Raw genomic sequence first — 16,523 nt, forward strand, 5'->3', positions numbered from 1 at the left:
CCGGCTGCGCAACCGCCCTTCTCCGCGCCTTGGCGCGCTCGCATGGACCGGACCCCGCATGGCCCGAACAAGGACTTCAGAATGACAGCGATCGACCCGGCCGGTGCGCGGCGCCGGCCCAAGCCTCTGGCCAAGCGGCTGGCGGATGCCGCAGAGCCCTGGCTCTACAGCGCCCCGGTGCTGGTGCTGATCATCGCCGTCATGCTGGTGCCGCTTGTCCTCGGCCTCTCCTACGCCTTCCGGGACATCCAGCTGCTCAACCCCTTTTCCGGCGGCTTCGTCGGTCTCGATCATTTTCGCGAGCTTGCGCAAGACCAGGCCTTCTACCGTGCGCTGCGCAACACGCTGTGGTGGACCGGTGCGTCCGTTTTCCTGCAGTTCCTGTTCGGTCTCATCCTGGCCCTGCTGCTCGACAAGCCCTTTGCCGGCCGCGGCCTTGCCCAGGCGCTGGTCTTCCTGCCCTGGGCGGTGCCGACCTTCCTTGCCGGGCTCAACTGGGCCTGGCTCTTCAATCCGGTCATCGGCCCGCTGCCGCACTGGATGGCGGCGCTCGGACTGCTTTCGGCGCCGAACAACATCCTGGCCGATCCGCAGCTTGCCATGTGGGGGCCGATCATCGCCAATGTCTGGTGGGGCATTCCCTTCTTCGCCATCACTCTGCTTGCTGCCCTGCAGGCGATCCCACGGGACCTCTACGAGGCGGCCGCGATCGACGGCGCCAATCCGCTGCAGCGCTTCACCTCGATCACGCTGCCCTTTTTGGCGCCCACCATCGCCATCACCGTGTTGCTGCGCACCGTCTGGATCGCCAATTTCGCCGACCTCATCATCGTCATGACCAATGGCGGCCCGGCGGATCGCACGCAGATCGTCGCCAGCTACATCTTCACTCAGGCCTTCAAGCGGCTCGATTTCGGCTATGCCTCGGCGATTGCCCTCGTTCTGCTCGCCCTGCTGCTCGCCTATTCCATGGTGATCGTCGTCATCCGCCAGAAGCTGATCGAGAAGGACTGACCATGCGCCTTCTCCTCATCATCGCCCACCGCCTCGCCATCCTCGCCTATGTCGTCTTCGCGCTCTTCCCGCTCTATTGGCTTCTGAAGGTCTCGGTCACGCCCAATTCGCTGCTCTATAGCGAGGGTGTGCGGCTCTGGCCCTCGGAGGCGACGCTCGAGCATTATCGCTTCGTGCTGCAGAACAGCGCCTTTCCGACCTTCTTCAAGAACAGCCTGATCGTCTCCGGCTCGACCGCGGTGGCGGTGACGCTGATTGCCTCGCTGTCGGGCTATGCGCTGTCGCGCTTCACCTTCCGCGGCAAATATGCGGTGGTGGCGCTGATGCTGATCACCCAGATGTTTCCGCTGGTCATGCTGGTTGCGCCGATCTTCAAGATGCTCTCGCCGCTTGGGCTCACCAACAGCCTGACCGGGCTCGTCATCGTCTACACCGCCTTCAACGTGCCCTTCGCCACCTTCCTCATGCAGTCCTTCTTCGACGGCATTCCGAAGGATCTGGAGGATGCGGCGATGATCGACGGGGCGAGCCGCTTCACCGCCTTTCGCCAGATCATCCTGCCCCTGACGCTGCCCGGCATCGCCGCCACGCTCGGCTTCGTCTTCACGGCCGCCTGGAGCGAGCTGCTCTTCGCGCTGATGCTGATCTCCGGCAATGACAGCGCCACCTTCCCCGTCGGGCTGCTCACCTTCGTGTCCAAGTTCTCGGTCGATTTCGGGCAGATGATGGCGGCGGGCGTCCTGGCGCTCATTCCGGCCTGCCTCTTCTTCCTCCTCATCCAGCGGTATCTCGTGCAGGGCCTGACGGCCGGCGCGGTGAAAGGATAAACCATGGCCTCCATCGAGCTCAGCCGCATCGTCAAGACCTATGGCGATCACCCTGTCCTGCACGGCGTCGATCTGTCGATCGCCGATGGCGAGTTCATCGTGCTCGTCGGCCCGTCCGGCTGTGGCAAGTCCACGCTGCTGCGCATGATCGCCGGGCTGGAATCGATCTCGTCCGGCACGCTGAAGATCGACGGCCGCGCGGTCAACGACCTGAAGCCCAAGGACCGCGACATCGCCATGGTGTTCCAGTCCTATGCGCTCTATCCGCATATGAGCGTGGCGGACAATATGAGCTACAGCCTGCGCTTGCGCCGCAGCCCGAAGGAGAAGATCGCCGCTGCGGTGGCGGCCGCCTCTGCGAAGCTCGGCCTCGACCCCTATCTGGCCCGTCGGCCCAAGGCGCTTTCCGGCGGCCAGCGCCAGCGCGTCGCCATGGGCCGCGCCATCGTGCGCCAGCCCAAGGCCTTCCTGTTCGACGAGCCGCTTTCCAACCTTGATGCGAGGCTGCGCGAGCAGATGCGGGCCGAGATCAAGCGCATGCATGGCGAGTTCGGCGCAACCTCCGTCTATGTCACCCACGACCAGATCGAGGCGATGACGCTCGCCACCCGCATCGTCGCCATGAATGCCGGCGAAGTGCAGCAGATCGGTGCGCCGCTGGATCTCTACGACCGTCCGGCCAATCTCTTCGTCGCCGGCTTCATCGGCTCGCCGGGCATGAATTTCCTCGAAGGCCGCATGTCCGGCCAGGAGATGCAGAGCGCCGTGCGGCTGACCAATGGCACGCTGGTGCCGCTCGGCCGCAATCCGGGGCTTGCCGATGGCGCGCCGGTGACGCTCGGCATCCGGCCGGAACATGTGGCGATCCGCCCTGCGACGGGCGGGGTCGAGGCGACGGTGGAACTGGTCGAGCCGACGGGGCTCGGCATCATCCTGCACCTCACCGTCCACGGCGTCGCCTTCAAGGTCTTCACTGCGGATCGTGCGATGCTTGTGCCAGGCGAAAGGCTGACGGTGGGTTTCCCACCGGAGCGTCTTCATCTCTTCGGGCCGGATGGCGCCCGTATTCCGCTTCATGCCGAGCCGCTCGCGGCCTGATCGAGCTTCAAGAGCTTAAGCCGGCATTAGCCGGACGGCTGCGCGTTGGAATCCTCGCTGCCGAGCTCGGGCAGCATGCCCGTGCCGGGCGTGCTGTCGGCATTGTTGCGGCGCGGGTCGGTTTCGCTCCGCTCGCTGTTGAGCGGCGCGTCGCCCCCGCCGGAAGAGGCAGGACGTTCGCTCCCCGGCCGGCGGCCATGGGCCACATCGTCTTCCGCCGTCCGGTCCGCATTCTCGCCTTGCCCGGCACGCGGTTCGGAAGAGGCGAGCGTCGCCGCGCGGCCATCCTGGTTCTGCGGGTTTTCGAGCCGGTCCGGCAGGGCGCCGCTGGACACCAGGCGTTCGAGCAGGGCACGCGCCTCGGCCACGGCATTGCTGCGGTTGACGGCGCCGTTGCGGGCCGCAAGACGCACGGACACGACATTGTCTGCATCGTCGATATATTCCACGGTGATGCCCGCACCGCGGACCTCGGAGATCATCTGCGTTCCGGTAATCATGGGTCTACTCCTTGTTGCGAGAGACGAACCCGGCCTGCGACGGAATGTTTCGTCGTCATTCGGCCGGCTGGGGCAGGCTTTCCATCCGGCGGCGCTCCGCTCTCTCCACCTCCTCGGCAGGAATGTGGAAATCGCGCTTGTAATTGAAGGTGTGGCCGATCGCGACGACGAGGATCGCCAGCGTGCTCAAGGCCGCCATCCACCAGATGTACCAGACGAGGCCGAAGGCGAGCGGCACGCTGAGCCCGGCGATGATCAGCCCGGTGGCCGTGTTCTTCGGCATATGGATCGGCCGGAAGCCATCCGTCGGAAAGGCGGCCCCGCGCTGCTTCATGTCGTACCAGGCGTCGCGGTCGTGGATGACCGGGGTGAAGGCGAAGTTGTAGTCGGCCGGCGGCGAGGCCGTCGACCATTCGAGCGTCCGCCCGTCCCAGGGATCGCCCGTCACGTCCCGCAACTCTTCGCGGCGCAGGAAGGAGACGACCAGCTGGATGATGGTGGCGCCGATGCCGATGGCGCTGATCGCCACGCCGATGGCGGCCATGATGGTCCAGACATGGAGCGAGGTGTCGGCGAGCTGGTTCACGCGGCGGGTGACGCCCATCAGGCCCATGGCATAGAGCGGAATGAAGGTGACCCAGAAGCCAATGAGCGCGCACCAGAAGGAGACGAGCCCCCAGAACCGGTCGAGCGCGAAGCCGAACGCCTTTGGAAACCAGTAGATCGTGCCGGCGATGACGCCAAAGACGACGCCGCCAACGATGACATTGTGAAAATGCGCGACGAGGAACAGCGAATTGTGGAGCACGAAATCCGCTGGCGGAACGGCGAGCAGGACGCCGGTCATGCCGCCGATCACAAAGGTGACCATGAAACCGACGACCCACAACATGGGCAGCTCGAAGCGGATGCGGCCGCGATACATGGTGAAGAGCCAGTTGAAAACCTTGGCGCCGGTCGGGATGGAGATGATCATCGTCGTGATGCCGAAGAAGGCATTGACGCTGGCGCCCGACCCCATGGTGAAGAAGTGGTGCAGCCAGACCAGATAGGACAGAATGGTGATGACGACGGTGGCATAGACCATCGAGGCATAGCCGAAGAGCCGTTTGCCGGAGAAGGTTGCCACGATCTCCGAGAAGATGCCGAAAGCCGGCAGGATGAGAATGTAGACTTCCGGGTGACCCCAGATCCAGATGAGGTTCACATACATCATCGGATTGCCGCCAAGGTCGTTGGTGAAGAAGTGCGTACCCACGTAACGATCGAGCGAGAGGAGCGCGAGCGTGGCGGTGAGGATCGGAAAGGTGGCGACGATCAGGATGTTGGTGCAGAGCGAGGTCCAGGTGAAGATCGGCATCTTCATCATGGTCATGCCCGGCGCCCGCATCTTGAGAATCGTGGCGATGAGATTGATGCCGGAGAGAGTCGTGCCGACCCCCGCCACCTGCAGGCCCCAGATGTAATAGTCCACCCCGACGCCCGGGCTGTAATCCGCGCCGGACAGAGGCGGATAGGCGAGCCACCCCGTGCGGGCGAACTCGCCGACGAAGAGCGAGATCATGATGATCGCCGCGCCCGCCACGCTCAGCCAAAGCGAGAGATTGTTGAGGAAGGGAAAGGAGACGTCCCGCGCGCCGATCTGCAGCGGGACGGCGAAGTTCATGAGACCGGTGACGAAGGGCATGGCCATGAAGAAGATCATGATCACGCCATGGGCGGTGAACACCTGGTCGTAATGATGCGGCGGCAGAAAGCCCTCGTTGGCGCCGACCGCGATCGCCTGCTGCGAGCGCATCATGATCGCATCGGCAAAGCCGCGCAGCATCATCACCAGCGCAAAACAGAGATACATGATGCCGATCTTCTTGTGATCGACGCTCGTCAGCCATTCGCGGAAGAGATAGCCCCAAAGCCGGAAATAGGTCAGTGCCGCGATCACCGCGACGCCACCCAGCGCCACGGCGCAGAAGGTGGCGACCAGGATCGGCTCATGCAGCGGCAGCGCCGCCCAGCTCAAGCGCCCGAAGATCAGGCTCGTCCATGTGTCGTCGCCGTTCATCGCATCCCCCTCGCGTCCCGCTCTGCCGCACAGCGGCAATCAATGGTCGCATGCGGCGCCCGAACCCGGAAACCTGAAGACGGTTCCCGGCACGGCGCAAACTTTCCCTCCAGCCTCTACAGTGCCAGCATCCTGGCCTCGCCGGCGGCATGCAGAAACGCCTCCCGCGCGGCCTCGCAGCTCGCTCGCCTGTTGAGCGCCGCCACGCAGCCGGTGCGCGCCCGGTGGAACGCAGCGCCGCGTGCGGCCGGCCAGCGCGTATCGAGGTAGGCGAGCGCCTGGCTCGGTCCGCGCACGGCATCGGGAATGCCATAGCCGACCCGAACCCACACTGGTTCGCCCCAGCGCACTTCGCCCGTCATCTCGATAATCTCGCCATTCATTGCAGCACCTCCCTTTCAGGCCTGGCAAACCGGACGGCGTAATTTCGGTTCCGCTTATGTCCGCTTGCGCACGAACGGCAGAAAGGAAGGTCAAGATGCGGGGCGGGAAGGAACCCCGGCTGCACCAGCCGGTTGGACGGAGGAACGCTGGGGCTGACCTCAGTCAAGCGCATGCGCAACAAAGGGGACCACGATGGATCAACCGAGCAACCGCCGGCACATGGCGGTCTATCTCACGCTGATCGGCATCGTTGCCTGCGCCATCATTGCCGGCGGCGTCAGCTGGTCCAAGTTCAACCGCGCGGACCCTGCGCCTCCGACGCCGCTGTCATCCACCACACCGTGACGCGCGGCCGCGCGTTTCCGGCCTTCAACCACCCTCAGGACCGCGTGCCGGCCACTGGCTGGTTGTCGTCGCGTCTGCTTGTTTCAATTGGGGATCATCTTGACCAAGCGCCCTGCCGGCCCCGCCTTTATGGCGCTCGCCACCATCGTCCTGCTTGCCGGCTGCACGAGCGGCGGCGGTATCGATCCCATTCCAGGCAGCATTACCTACGGCGGTCAGCCGCGCTCCAAGCTGCAGCGCGCTCCGGCCGGCAGCACCTTCACCCATGAGATGCGGGACGCGTACGGTCGCCGTTCCCAAGAGATCTACCGGGTCGAAGCCGATCGCTCGCTGACGCTTTTGAGCCGCCAGCGGATCGACCCCGACGATTGACCTAGACCTCAGGCCGGCTCCTCAACCAGCTCTGCCTGCCGGGCCAGCTGTCGTGCCGGGGCCCGGCGTCCTTCGCCGGCCACCAGGCCCGTCATGAGATGCCGTGCGAGGGCGGGCCGGCTATGATGGGGCATATGGCCGAGGCCCGGGACCAAGACCAGGCGCGCCTGCGCTGCCCGCTCGGCCAGCCAGGGCCAGTGCCAGCCTGGGTCGGCCGTTGCGTCCGCCTGCCCCTGAAGGACGGTGACCGGGACGTGCGGTGCAAGGCTGTCGAACCGCTCCATGTCATCGTTGAAGGCCAGCAGCTCGCCCGCCATGCTCGGCAGCGCGGTCGCCGCCACCATGTGGCGGAAGGGGAGCTCAAGATCGCGAGGAACCGCCTCAGGATGGAAGCAGGCCTGCAAGGCGCGCCGCCCGAGCACCGGTGCCAGGGGTTCCGCCAGATGCCGGCGAAGCAGCGGCCCGATCAGCGGCGCCACGGCTGCACGCAGGAGCGGCATCGCCTGATGCGGTGTCGGCCGACAGAACGGAGCCATGAGCAAAAGTCCGGCAACGAGATCCGGTCGGCGCGCGGCCAGCAGAAGCGCGGGGCCGGCCGCGATCGAATGGGCAGCCAGCACGATCCGGCCAAGGCTGAGCGCGGCGATCAATTGTTCCAGCCAGATCGATTGTCCGGCAGGTCCTGCCTCCGGCGCGGCGGGTGCCGCGCTGAAGCCATAGCCAGGCCGGTCCGGGGCGATCAGGCGGTGGTGAAGACCTGCGAAGGGTCGGAGCACCTCTTCCGCCAGGCTGCCGCATCCATGCAGCAGGAGCACCGGCGCACCGGCCTCGCCTGAGCCTTGCTCGAGCAGATGGGTCTTGTGGCCTGCGAACGCGATCATCCGGCCGCGCTGGGGCGGAGAGGAGAGGTGAGAGGAGGGGGGAAGGTTGGAGAGGCGGAAAAGCTGCATGGAGCTTGCAACCGGGGCTATCTGGCGGGGTTCCGGGCCGCCGACGCATTTGTTCGCTATCGGACACTGGCGCCGCTTGGCCGCGGTATCGTCTGGAACGATCGGTTCTGCCGCCGGTTTGCCCGATTGCGTCGCCATGGGCTGAACGCCAGGAGGGACTTGAATGCGCAACGAGAACGAACCGACCGCCGCGCAGGTGCGCGGGGCGATCCAGGCCGGCGAGACCGGCGATATCCGCGAAGGCTTCGACCCCGCCGCCGCTCCGATGGAGACGGATGGCGAAGCGGCGGGCTCCCCCATGTCGCCCGAGCAGGCGCAGATCGCGCTCGACACGCAGCGCCGGCCGGGCCGCCAGGAGGATCAGCACAATTACGATACGGCCATGCGCAAGCCGGCATCGCTCGACACGAAGGCCCAGGGCGGCACCAGCCCCGGCTTCATCCTGCGGCTCGTTGGCCTGTTCCTTGTGGGTGCCGCAGTCATCGTCACGCTCGTGCTGGTCGCGACGTGACCCATCTGCGCAAGAGGCAAGGCCTCACCGGCGCCAGAGGCGGCGCAGCCAGAAGTCGCGCCAGCCGCCATTGATCTGATGCGGGCCCGTGCTCGTGAACAGGTTGCCGCGGCTGGCAGCCTGCCGGCGGCGCGAGAACTGGATCTTCGGCGCCACCCATCCCACCACCGCCTCCATCAGGGACGGCGAAATCCTCAAACCGAGCGCCATCAGATGGCCGTAGGTGCCAACGATGATTTCCGGCCGCGGATGGCGGGCAGCGGTGGTGATCGCGCGTGCCGCACGCTCCACCGCATAGAGCGGCGCGATCGAACGGATCTTCCGGCCCATGCGGTTGGCGCCCTTCTGATAGATCGGCGTATCGATGGCCGTCGGCAGAATGGTGCAGACATGGATGCCCGGCTGGGCGCGCATCTCCTGGCGCACGCATTGGGTGAAGCCGCGGATTGCGAACTTGCTGGTCACATAGGCGCTGAGATAGGGATCGCCGACCAGGCTGAGCATCGAGGCGACATTGATCAGGCAACCCCATCCCCCCTGGGCCTTGAAGGCCCGCAGGGCTGCCTGCGTGCCATGGACATAGCCGAAGAGATTGGTGTCGATCACCTGACGGAAGTCAGCCGTCGGCTGGGTCGCTGCCCGCCCATACATCAGCACCGCGGCGCAATTGACCCAGACATCGATCCGCCCGAAGCTCTCGATCGCGGTTGCCGCCAGCGCCTTGACGGCCTGTTCGTCCGCCACGTCAGTGGGCACGGCCAGCGCACGCGCGCCTCGGGCGCGGCATTCTTCCGCGGCATGGTCCAGCGCCGTCGCATCGCGTGCGGCAAGCACCACCGAATAGCCTTCCTCGGCAAAGAGCCGCGCCGCCGCCCGGGCGATCCCGCTCGATGCGCCGGTGATGACGACGACGCGGCTCGCCGGCCCGTCCTGGCTGTTCCCGCTCTGTCCTGCCCGCACGTCCTGCCTCTTTCCTGCATCTTGATGAAGAGGCCATCGAATTGACTCCGAGCAGGAAAGTTCCTGGGCGGCTGGGCGATGGCGGCTTGTGGGCAGGCCAAGGGCGCCCGCGATCACGGCCGATCTGACGAAGAGTTGACAGCGTCCATCCGCACCCGACCTGCAGTCCCGCGCATTGTAGCCGGCGAACGCTCTGACCGTAAGCTTTTGCGCTGGCCAGAGTGACGAACCGAGAAAAGCAAAGGAGATGACTGTGGCAGTTCTCAAGGGCACCAACCGCGCCGATGTTCTCAATGGAACCGGTCTTGCCGACCGCCTCTATGGCCTTGACGGCAATGACCGTCTGTTCGGCAAAAACGGCAATGACGATCTTTACGGCGGTACCGGCAATGATGCGCTGAAGGGAAACGGCGGCCATGACGAGATCTATGGTGGCGCGGGCAACGACCGGCTTTATGGCGATGCCGGCAACGATGAGCTGGAAGGCGGGAGCGGCCATGACAAGCTCTATGGCGGATCGGGCGATGACGAGCTGGAAGGCGGCACGGGCAACGACATTCTCGATGGCGGCACCGGCCGCAACGAGTTGACAGGCGGCGCTGGCGCCGACACCTTCGTCTTTAAATCCGGCCTCACCGAAATCGAGGACTTCCGCTCCGGCGTCGATACGCTGCAGATCTCGACTTCCCTCGGCGCTTCGGATTTCGGCGACATTCGCGAACTCGCGCGCACAGCAGATGGCGGCGAGGACCTGATCATCGATTTCGGCCGCCACGAGCTGCGCCTTGATGATACGCGCCTCGCCGACCTCAAAGCCTCCGATTTCCTGTTCGTTTGAGCGAACCAACGCTTCGCACCACTCCTGCACCCCGTGCGGGCGGCCTTCCCTCACGCGGCTTCCAAAGCCGCTTTTCAGGAGAGACTACAAGATGCGGATTCCTTCTTTCGTCACCGCCGCGGGCCTGACAGCCCTTGTGCTGGCCGGTCCTGTGGCAGCTCAGGCGCCAGCCATGGTCAAAGTGGCGGACGACACCATGGTGACCGGGCTAAACATCACGGCCGACGCGCTCGAAGGCATGGCGATCCATGATGCAGCCGGCAAGAAGATCGGCGAGGTCGAAGATGTCGTCGGCACGGACCGAACAGCGGCGACCGGGGTCGCCATCGAGTTCGATCGCGCGTCCGGCCTCGGGCGGGAAACCCGTGTCGTGGCCTTACGCGACCTCAAGCAGGATGGCCTGCGCCTGAGTGTCGATCTCGATGCTGCTGCCGCCGAGAAACTCCCGGTTTTCGACGATTGAGCGTGCTGACCGTTCGCGCCCTTCCATGCCGCGCCCTCTCCCAGGGGTGCGGCATGCGCAGATCGAAAAGCAGGATCAGGGAACCCTCCGGGTCGCATTCCGTTAGCCAACGCAATCACTGAAGGAGAGACCCATGTCCGATGCCCGCCGTCCGTCCCCGCCCCAGCCCGAGCAGCAGCAGGCTCCGCCTGGCTTGACCGCGAAGATGGATCCCATTCCCGATCATGGTGAACAGACCTATCGCGGCAGCGGGCTGCTGACGGGCAAGGTGGCGCTGATCACCGGTGCGGACTCCGGCATCGGCCGGGCTGTGGCCATCGCCTATGCCCGCGAAGGCGCGGATGTGCTGATCTCCTATCTCAACGAAGACGAGGACGCGGAGGAAACGGCGCGCTGGGTGCGCGAGGCCGGCCGCAAGGCGATCGTGGCGCCGGGCGACATCCAGTCCGAGGACCATTGCAAGGCGCTGGTGGAGCGCGCCGTCAGCGAACTCGGCCGCCTCGATATTCTCGTCAACAATGCCGCCTTCCAGCGGACCTATGGCGACATTGCCGATATCACGGCGGAGGAATGGGATACGACCTTCCGCACCAATATCTATGCCTCCTTCTTCCTCGCCAAGGCAGCGACGCCGCATCTGCGGCCGGGCAGCTCCATCATCAACACGACCTCCATCCAGTCGCGCCAGCCTTCGCCGCAGCTGCTGGCCTATGCCTCGACCAAGGGTGCGATCCTCAACTTCACCGCAGGCCTCGCCGAGATGCTGGCGGAGAAAGGCATCCGCGTGAATGCCGTGGCGCCGGGCCCGATCTGGACGCCGCTGATCCCTTCCACCATGCCGGCCGAAAAAGCGGCAAGCTTCGGCAAGCAGACGCTGATCGGCCGCGCCGGCCAACCCGCGGAACTCGCCGGCGCCTATGTGCTGCTGGCCTCCGAGCATGGCAGCTACATGACCGGCGCTGTCATTCCGGTCACCGGCGGCGAGGTGATGATCTAGGCCGTCCCGCTGCGGCTCCGGGCCGGGGGTTATCCCGGTTCGGAGCGCATGGCCCACAGCTCATTTGTGTCGCGCGGCGCAACGCGTTGGCGCCCGGCAGGGTGTCATTGTTGCAACAGCGAGCGGCTTGCCGAACGCGATCTCGCCGATTTCCATCCTCTTGCCCTGTCTGAACCGGCTGAAGCGATCTATCTCCCCGGCATCCGACGCATGCAACTTTGCGTCGATTCTCTGTTGAAGGAGATCGCCATGACGCGGTTTACCAAGCTTCTCCTCGCCGGCATCGCGCTGGCTGCCCCCGCTTCCTTTGCCGGTGCGGCGGACCTGACGGAACCGGTCGGCCCGGTCGTGGTCGAAACGAGCGGCGGCTTCTATCTCGGCTCGGTCAACACGCTGACCTTCCTCGACGACACTTCCTTCGACGCGGCTGGCGCCGATATCGATACGGATTACGACGTCGGCTACTACAGCGCCGTGCGCGCGGGCTACAGCTTCGGCGACATGGGTTTCATTTCCCCCCGCATCGAACTGGAAGTCGGCTATGGCAATGCCTCGGTCGATCAGCATCGCGTCAACGGCGTGCGGGTCGATTCGGTCGACAGCTTCGGCGACGCCCGGCAGATCGCCGGTTACGTAAATGGTTATCTCGACATGCCTTTCGGCGGCATGTCGGCCGTCACGCCCTATATCGGCGGTGGTGTCGGTCTCATGAATCTCGAGCTGCGTCGCCAGGGCGTTTCGGGCACCGGCGTGGTCATGGATGACGACGACACCCGCTTCGCCTACCACCTCGATGCCGGCGTCGGCATCAAGCTGCAGGAGCTCGGCCTGTTCAACTCGGTGGCGCTGTTCGACAACACCACCTTCGATATCGGCTATCGCTATACCGCGGCCGACGGCTTCTCCTTCACCGCGCGTGACGGCAGCCGCTCGGAAACGGATTTCTCGTCCCACGCCGTGCTCGTCGGTTTCCGCAAGAGCTTCTAATCTTCAACTTCGGCCGGCTTGCCCCTGCGGCACGCCGGCCGAGTTCAATGCAGACAGATGCTGGGCTCGATGCCGGGCATACACGCAAAAGAGGTGCTGGCCGGCTCAGGCCCGTATCGTCTTCTCCAGTCTTCGGAACAATGGGGCGCAGCCTCGGTTGGGTCCGATAAGCAAGGAGACGACCATGTCCGACAAGAGCGCCAACACCTCGAGCGACGCTGCACGAACAGGCCCATCGGCCGATCAGGATCGCGACGCCCTCGCCAAGAAGGCCGAAGCCCATCATCAGGATCTGAAGAAGGGCGGCGCGGTCAGCGACGATGCCCTGTCTGCAACCGGCGCCTTCGAGAAATAGCCTGACGCATGTGAACTGCCGCGCCCCGCTGCAGGCAAAACAGCGTGCGCAGCGGCGAACGCAGCCGTTGCGTCTTTCCGGCGGATGCCGGATGCTGGCCCGATGGAAACGACCACGGATATCCTGACGTCGATCGCCGGCGGCCTCACCTTCATGCTGGGGACCGTCGGCATCGTTCTCTCGAGCTATTACTTCGCCCGTGCGCTGCTGCAGCCCGGCCGGGAGGGTGACCGAACCTTCGAAGTGGCGGGGAACGTCGCCGTGCGGGTGGCCACGCTGCACAGCCTCATCCTCGGCCTCGTCTATGCGCAGGAACTCGACGACTATAAGGGCGTCCGGTCGACGGTCATCGATGAGGCGGTGGCGATTTCGGATGTCTACAACGACGCCCGGCGCTACGGCGGCACGATCACGCTTCCAGTCCAGACCGGGCTGACCCGTTATGTCTCGATCGTCATCGATGAGGAGTGGGCTTTGCTCGCGAAGGGCGATGGGCTTTCTCCCAAGGCCTGGCAGGAATGGGAGTCGGTCTATGAGGCCGTCCTCGATCTGGCACCGGTCACCGATCGTGAACGCTATCTGAGCACACGGCTGAAAGACCGGGTCACGGCAATTGCCCGCTATCGCGAGCTGCGCGAAGCGCCGACGGTCAGCCGCTTCTCCGGCCTGTTCTGGGGGCCCGCGATCATCGGTCTGGTCATCGTCTCCGCCGCCTTCTACGTCTACCGTCCAACCCGAACCCACCTCCTGCTGCTCAGCCTGTTCGGGGCCTATTCAGGGGTGATCCTGTTCTTCATCTTCGCTTTCGGAAATCCCTACTCGAACCCGGGGAAGCTGGCGCCGCGGCCCTTTGAGCGGCTTCTGCAGGGGGATCTTTCTCCCGTGCAGGCCCACGGATTGCCATCCGTCCCTAGGTAAGTCTGTTGCAATTTTGCCGCAGCTAAAAAACTGTGTTCAACAGAGTGAAACTTAAGTCGGCAGCATTCGTTCATGTGCCGGCCGCAGACGATCGCGCGCCGTTTCAGCACGGAAAAATGTTTTGTCTTTTTCAGGCCTCGCCGCGAATGGCGAGGCCATTAAGCCGCTGACTTCAAAGCCTCATTGCCACGGCGGAAGACATTCCGAAATCGCCGTGACCACATCGACCGTCGTCTGGTAGTGCCGGTCCTCATCGTAGATCTCGATCGCCTTCATCGTCATCCGGCTGCCTTGGAGCAGATGTTCGGCCGCGATGTCGCGAAGGCTCTGCTGTGCCGCTTCGACCGCCAGATCGAGCGTCGAGAACTCCTCGCCCTCGTCATCGCGGATCGTTTCGTCACCCCGGATGATGTTCAGGAAATATCGCACGCTGGACCTTCATCGCTCGTCGCCGCTCTCTCGAAATTCAACCTCCGGAATCGAAAATAGTTCACCGCAAAAGCCTGTGCGTCCGATAGCGACGAAAGGGTTGACGCCTGGTCTCCACCGGTGGGGTGCCCTAAGCCTCCCTCTGGCTGCGCGACACACGGTCTGACCGGGGCTGGATCGCGGCTTCATCTCCTCCATCTGCTGCGGGACTGCCGCCGGACAAGGTGGTGTCACGGCCGGGCGCTGCAGTCCGCTGCACGGGTGCGGATAGCGATCGCTCGGCGACCGACGTCGAGGATGATCGAAGAGAGGGATTGAGATATGGACGTGACAACGCCCGCAGACAGGGACAGCGGCCGGGCCCGACTGGTGGCGCTGGTCGTCGCCGTCTCCTTCTTCATGCAGATGCTCGATTCCACCATCGTCATCACCTCGCTGCCGCAGATGGCCCAGTCCTTCGGCGTTGCGCCCGTGGCGATGAGCATTGGTCTCACGGTCTATCTGTTGACGATGGCCGCCTTCATTCCGCTCTCCGGCTGGCTCGGCGAACGCTATGGCGCGCGGCGGGTCTTCCTCGCTGCCATTGCACTCTTCACGCTTGCCTCCCTGTTCTGCGGGCTGTCCGGCTCTTTGTCGGCCTTCATTGCCGCCCGCGCCCTGCAGGGTTTCGCCAGCGCGCTGATGAACCCGATCGGCCGCATGATCGTGCTGCGCAATGCGCCGAAATCGCACCTGGTGCGGGCGGTGGCCCTCATCACCTGGCCGGCGCTGATCGCCCCGGTCATCGGCCCAGTGCTCGGCAGCGTCATCACCACCTATGCCAGCTGGCACTGGAACTTCTTCATCAACCTGCCGATCGGCGTGCTCGGCCTGTTGCTTGTCTGGCGTTTCGTGCCGGAGCAGAAGGGCGAGAGCGCGCGCCCGCTGGACATGGTGGGTTTCCTGCTGTCGGGCCTCGGCATGACGCTGATCCTCGCCGGTCTCGAAAGCTCGGTCCATGGCAGCGGTGCGGCCCTGCCGATCGCGGCGCTGCTTGTCGCCGGTCTCGTTCTCTCCGCCCTTTCCGTGCGGCACTTCAGGACAGTGCCAAACCCTCTGCTCGATCTTTCGGCCTTCGCCATTCCGACCTTCGCCATTGCCACGCTTTCGGCGGGAACGGCGACGCGCCTTGCCATCAATGCGACGCCCTTTCTGATCCCGCTGCTCTTCCAGCTCGGTTTCGGCCTGCAGACCATCGAGACCGGGCCCTATCTTCTCGTCTACTTCGCCGGCAATCTCGCCATGAAGACCGTGACGACCCCGATGCTGCGGCTCTTCGGCTTTCGCACGGTCCTCACCGTCAACGGTGTCCTCACCGCGCTTTCGATCATGGCCTTCGGCTGGCTGACGCCGGCCACGCCGGATCTCCTTGTCTATGGCCTGCTGTTCGTGGCGGGGCTGTCGCGGTCCATGCAGTTCACCGCGCTGAACACGCTCGGTTTTGCCGATATCACCCCGGCGCAGCGCCCCTCCGCCTCCACGCTTTCTTCCATGCTGCAGCAGCTCTCCATGGTGCTCGGCGTTGCGCTTGCTGCCGCCGTGCTCACCCTGTCCCGCCTCATCCATGCCACGCCGGCGCCGACGCTCCTCGATTTTCGCTGGGCCTTTCTCACCATCGGTGCCACCGGTCTCGTCTCGGCACTGCGCTATCTGACGCTCGACCGGCGTGCCGGCGCCGACGTGTCCGGTCATCGCTTGCGTTCGCGCTCGTCTTGAGGCGGTAAGCCGGCTTCCGCTGACCGGCAATCGGCGTATGATCGGGCTCTGATATGCACGGGAGCCTCAGCCATGGATGCATCGACCCTTCTTGCCTTTGCCGCAGCCTTCTTCGTCTTTGCTGCCAGCCCCGGGCCGGACAATATGACGATCGTTGCCCGCACCCTTTCGCACGGCGCGGCCTCGGGCCTCGCCTATGGGGCGGGCACGGTGGTCGGTATCCTGATTTTCCTGATCCTCGCCGCGCTCGGGCTCTCGTTGCTGGCCGAGGAGATGGGTGTGGTCATGACCATTCTGCGATGCGCCGGCGCGGCCTATCTGATCTGGATGGGTGTCGCGCTCTGGGTGGCCGAGCCGGTTCTCCCGGTCCTGCAGCCTGTCGGCAGCCGGCGCGGGCTCGTCTCCGTTTTCGCGACGGGCGTGGCGCTGAACCTCGGCAATCCGAAGATGCCGCTCTTCTATGTCGCCCTGCTGCCGACCGTCGTCGGGACCGGGCTGGCGCCGAACGATGTGTTGGCGCTGGCGATCGTCATTCTGATGGTGGAGGCGGTGGTTGTCGGCGGCCATGTGCTGCTTGCCGGCCGGGCCCGCCGCCTGCTGCGCACGCCCCGGATCGTGCGCCGCGTCAATCGGACGGCAGGCGGAGTCATGGTCGGCGCCGGCGTGGCGGTTGTGGCGGCGCGCTGAGCGCGTCCCTGTGCGGACGGACCCTCGGCATCCGTTCTTGTCGCATTGTCCATGCGCAAGCGATCCGGCTT

At 65.0% G+C, this 16,523-nt stretch carries 20 protein-coding genes; 14 read left to right on the top strand and 6 right to left on the bottom strand.

All coding sequences use genetic code 11. The annotated features are described in order from the left end of the window. Positions 1-81 precede the first annotated feature (81 nt). The 3 genes from U8330_RS00430 to U8330_RS00440 are packed head-to-tail and all read left to right on the top strand — an operon-like array spanning position 82 to position 2,939. Complete coding sequence (locus tag U8330_RS00430) at positions 82-1,014, top strand: sugar ABC transporter permease (RefSeq protein WP_323103106.1); 933 nt, start codon at positions 82-84, stop codon at positions 1,012-1,014. Between the two features lie 2 nt (positions 1,015-1,016). After that, positions 1,017-1,841, top strand: a complete 825-nt coding sequence (locus tag U8330_RS00435; protein WP_416236784.1) for a carbohydrate ABC transporter permease — start codon at positions 1,017-1,019, stop codon at positions 1,839-1,841. A gap of 3 nt (positions 1,842-1,844) precedes the next feature. Then, on the top strand, positions 1,845-2,939 hold the full coding sequence (locus U8330_RS00440) for a sn-glycerol-3-phosphate ABC transporter ATP-binding protein UgpC (protein WP_323103107.1): 1,095 nt from the start codon (positions 1,845-1,847) through the stop codon (positions 2,937-2,939). A gap of 26 nt (positions 2,940-2,965) precedes the next feature. On the opposite strand, the gene U8330_RS00445 is transcribed toward U8330_RS00440, so the two are convergent. The 3 genes from U8330_RS00445 to U8330_RS00455 all read right to left on the bottom strand — a co-directional run bounded on the left by U8330_RS00445 (position 2,966) and on the right by U8330_RS00455 (position 5,884). After that, positions 2,966-3,439 (bottom strand): hypothetical protein, encoded by a 474-nt coding sequence (locus U8330_RS00445; protein WP_323103108.1) that lies wholly within the window; start codon positions 3,437-3,439, stop codon positions 2,966-2,968. Positions 3,440-3,494: 55 nt separating this feature from the next. Beyond that, positions 3,495-5,501, bottom strand: coding sequence for a cytochrome o ubiquinol oxidase subunit I (cyoB, locus tag U8330_RS00450; RefSeq protein WP_323103110.1), 2,007 nt, complete (start codon positions 5,499-5,501; stop codon positions 3,495-3,497). A gap of 116 nt (positions 5,502-5,617) precedes the next feature. Next, entirely contained in the window at positions 5,618-5,884 is a 267-nt protein-coding gene (locus tag U8330_RS00455) for a DUF982 domain-containing protein (protein ID WP_323103112.1), read from the bottom strand. Between the two features lie 193 nt (positions 5,885-6,077). Here U8330_RS00455 and U8330_RS00460 point away from each other — a divergent pair, with 193 nt between their 5' ends. Then, a complete protein-coding gene (locus tag U8330_RS00460; RefSeq protein ID WP_323103114.1) occupies positions 6,078-6,230 on the top strand; it encodes a hypothetical protein in 153 nt (50 codons plus the stop codon). Between the two features lie 129 nt (positions 6,231-6,359). Then, entirely contained in the window at positions 6,360-6,602 is a 243-nt protein-coding gene (locus U8330_RS00465; protein WP_323107069.1) for a hypothetical protein, read from the top strand. An 8-nt stretch (positions 6,603-6,610) separates the two neighbouring features. Here the strand turns inward: U8330_RS00465 and U8330_RS00470 are convergent, their stop codons facing one another. After that, positions 6,611-7,483: an alpha/beta hydrolase gene (locus U8330_RS00470; RefSeq protein ID WP_323103115.1), complete on the bottom strand. Its 873-nt coding sequence runs from the start codon at positions 7,481-7,483 to the stop codon at positions 6,611-6,613. Between the two features lie 232 nt (positions 7,484-7,715). On the opposite strand from U8330_RS00470, the gene U8330_RS00475 reads away from it, so the two are divergent. Beyond that, entirely contained in the window at positions 7,716-8,063 is a 348-nt protein-coding gene (locus U8330_RS00475) for a hypothetical protein (RefSeq protein ID WP_323103117.1), read from the top strand. A 24-nt stretch (positions 8,064-8,087) separates the two neighbouring features. Here U8330_RS00475 and U8330_RS00480 read toward each other — a convergent pair whose 3' ends face one another. Further along, entirely contained in the window at positions 8,088-9,023 is a 936-nt protein-coding gene (locus tag U8330_RS00480) for an SDR family oxidoreductase (RefSeq protein ID WP_323103118.1), read from the bottom strand. Positions 9,024-9,276: 253 nt separating this feature from the next. Between U8330_RS00480 and U8330_RS00485 the strand changes: the two genes are divergently transcribed. From U8330_RS00485 to U8330_RS00510, 6 genes are all read left to right on the top strand, one after another. Continuing rightward, positions 9,277-9,861 (top strand): calcium-binding protein, encoded by a 585-nt coding sequence (locus U8330_RS00485; protein WP_323103119.1) that lies wholly within the window; start codon positions 9,277-9,279, stop codon positions 9,859-9,861. A gap of 91 nt (positions 9,862-9,952) precedes the next feature. Next, positions 9,953-10,324: a hypothetical protein gene (locus tag U8330_RS00490; RefSeq protein WP_323103120.1), complete on the top strand. Its 372-nt coding sequence runs from the start codon at positions 9,953-9,955 to the stop codon at positions 10,322-10,324. 133 nt (positions 10,325-10,457) lie between these two features. After that, a complete protein-coding gene (locus U8330_RS00495) occupies positions 10,458-11,321 on the top strand; it encodes an SDR family oxidoreductase (protein WP_323103122.1) in 864 nt (287 codons plus the stop codon). 249 nt (positions 11,322-11,570) lie between these two features. Then, positions 11,571-12,308 (top strand): porin family protein, encoded by a 738-nt coding sequence (locus U8330_RS00500; protein WP_323103123.1) that lies wholly within the window; start codon positions 11,571-11,573, stop codon positions 12,306-12,308. A gap of 184 nt (positions 12,309-12,492) precedes the next feature. Then, complete coding sequence (locus U8330_RS00505) at positions 12,493-12,663, top strand: hypothetical protein (protein WP_323103124.1); 171 nt, start codon at positions 12,493-12,495, stop codon at positions 12,661-12,663. 102 nt (positions 12,664-12,765) lie between these two features. Beyond that, entirely contained in the window at positions 12,766-13,581 is an 816-nt protein-coding gene (locus U8330_RS00510) for a hypothetical protein (protein ID WP_323103125.1), read from the top strand. 180 nt (positions 13,582-13,761) lie between these two features. Here the strand turns inward: U8330_RS00510 and U8330_RS00515 are convergent, their stop codons facing one another. Then, on the bottom strand, positions 13,762-14,010 hold the full coding sequence (locus tag U8330_RS00515) for a DUF6894 family protein (RefSeq protein ID WP_323103127.1): 249 nt from the start codon (positions 14,008-14,010) through the stop codon (positions 13,762-13,764). Between the two features lie 321 nt (positions 14,011-14,331). On the opposite strand from U8330_RS00515, the gene U8330_RS00520 reads away from it, so the two are divergent. Then, positions 14,332-15,765, top strand: coding sequence for an MFS transporter (locus U8330_RS00520; protein WP_323103128.1), 1,434 nt, complete (start codon positions 14,332-14,334; stop codon positions 15,763-15,765). Between the two features lie 72 nt (positions 15,766-15,837). Beyond that, positions 15,838-16,452: a LysE family translocator gene (locus tag U8330_RS00525; RefSeq protein ID WP_323103129.1), complete on the top strand. Its 615-nt coding sequence runs from the start codon at positions 15,838-15,840 to the stop codon at positions 16,450-16,452. Positions 16,453-16,523: the final 71 nt, after the last annotated feature.

The sequence above is a fragment of the Rhizobium sp. CC-YZS058 genome (genome assembly GCF_034720595.1).
GTDB lineage: Bacteria > Pseudomonadota > Alphaproteobacteria > Rhizobiales > Rhizobiaceae > Ferranicluibacter.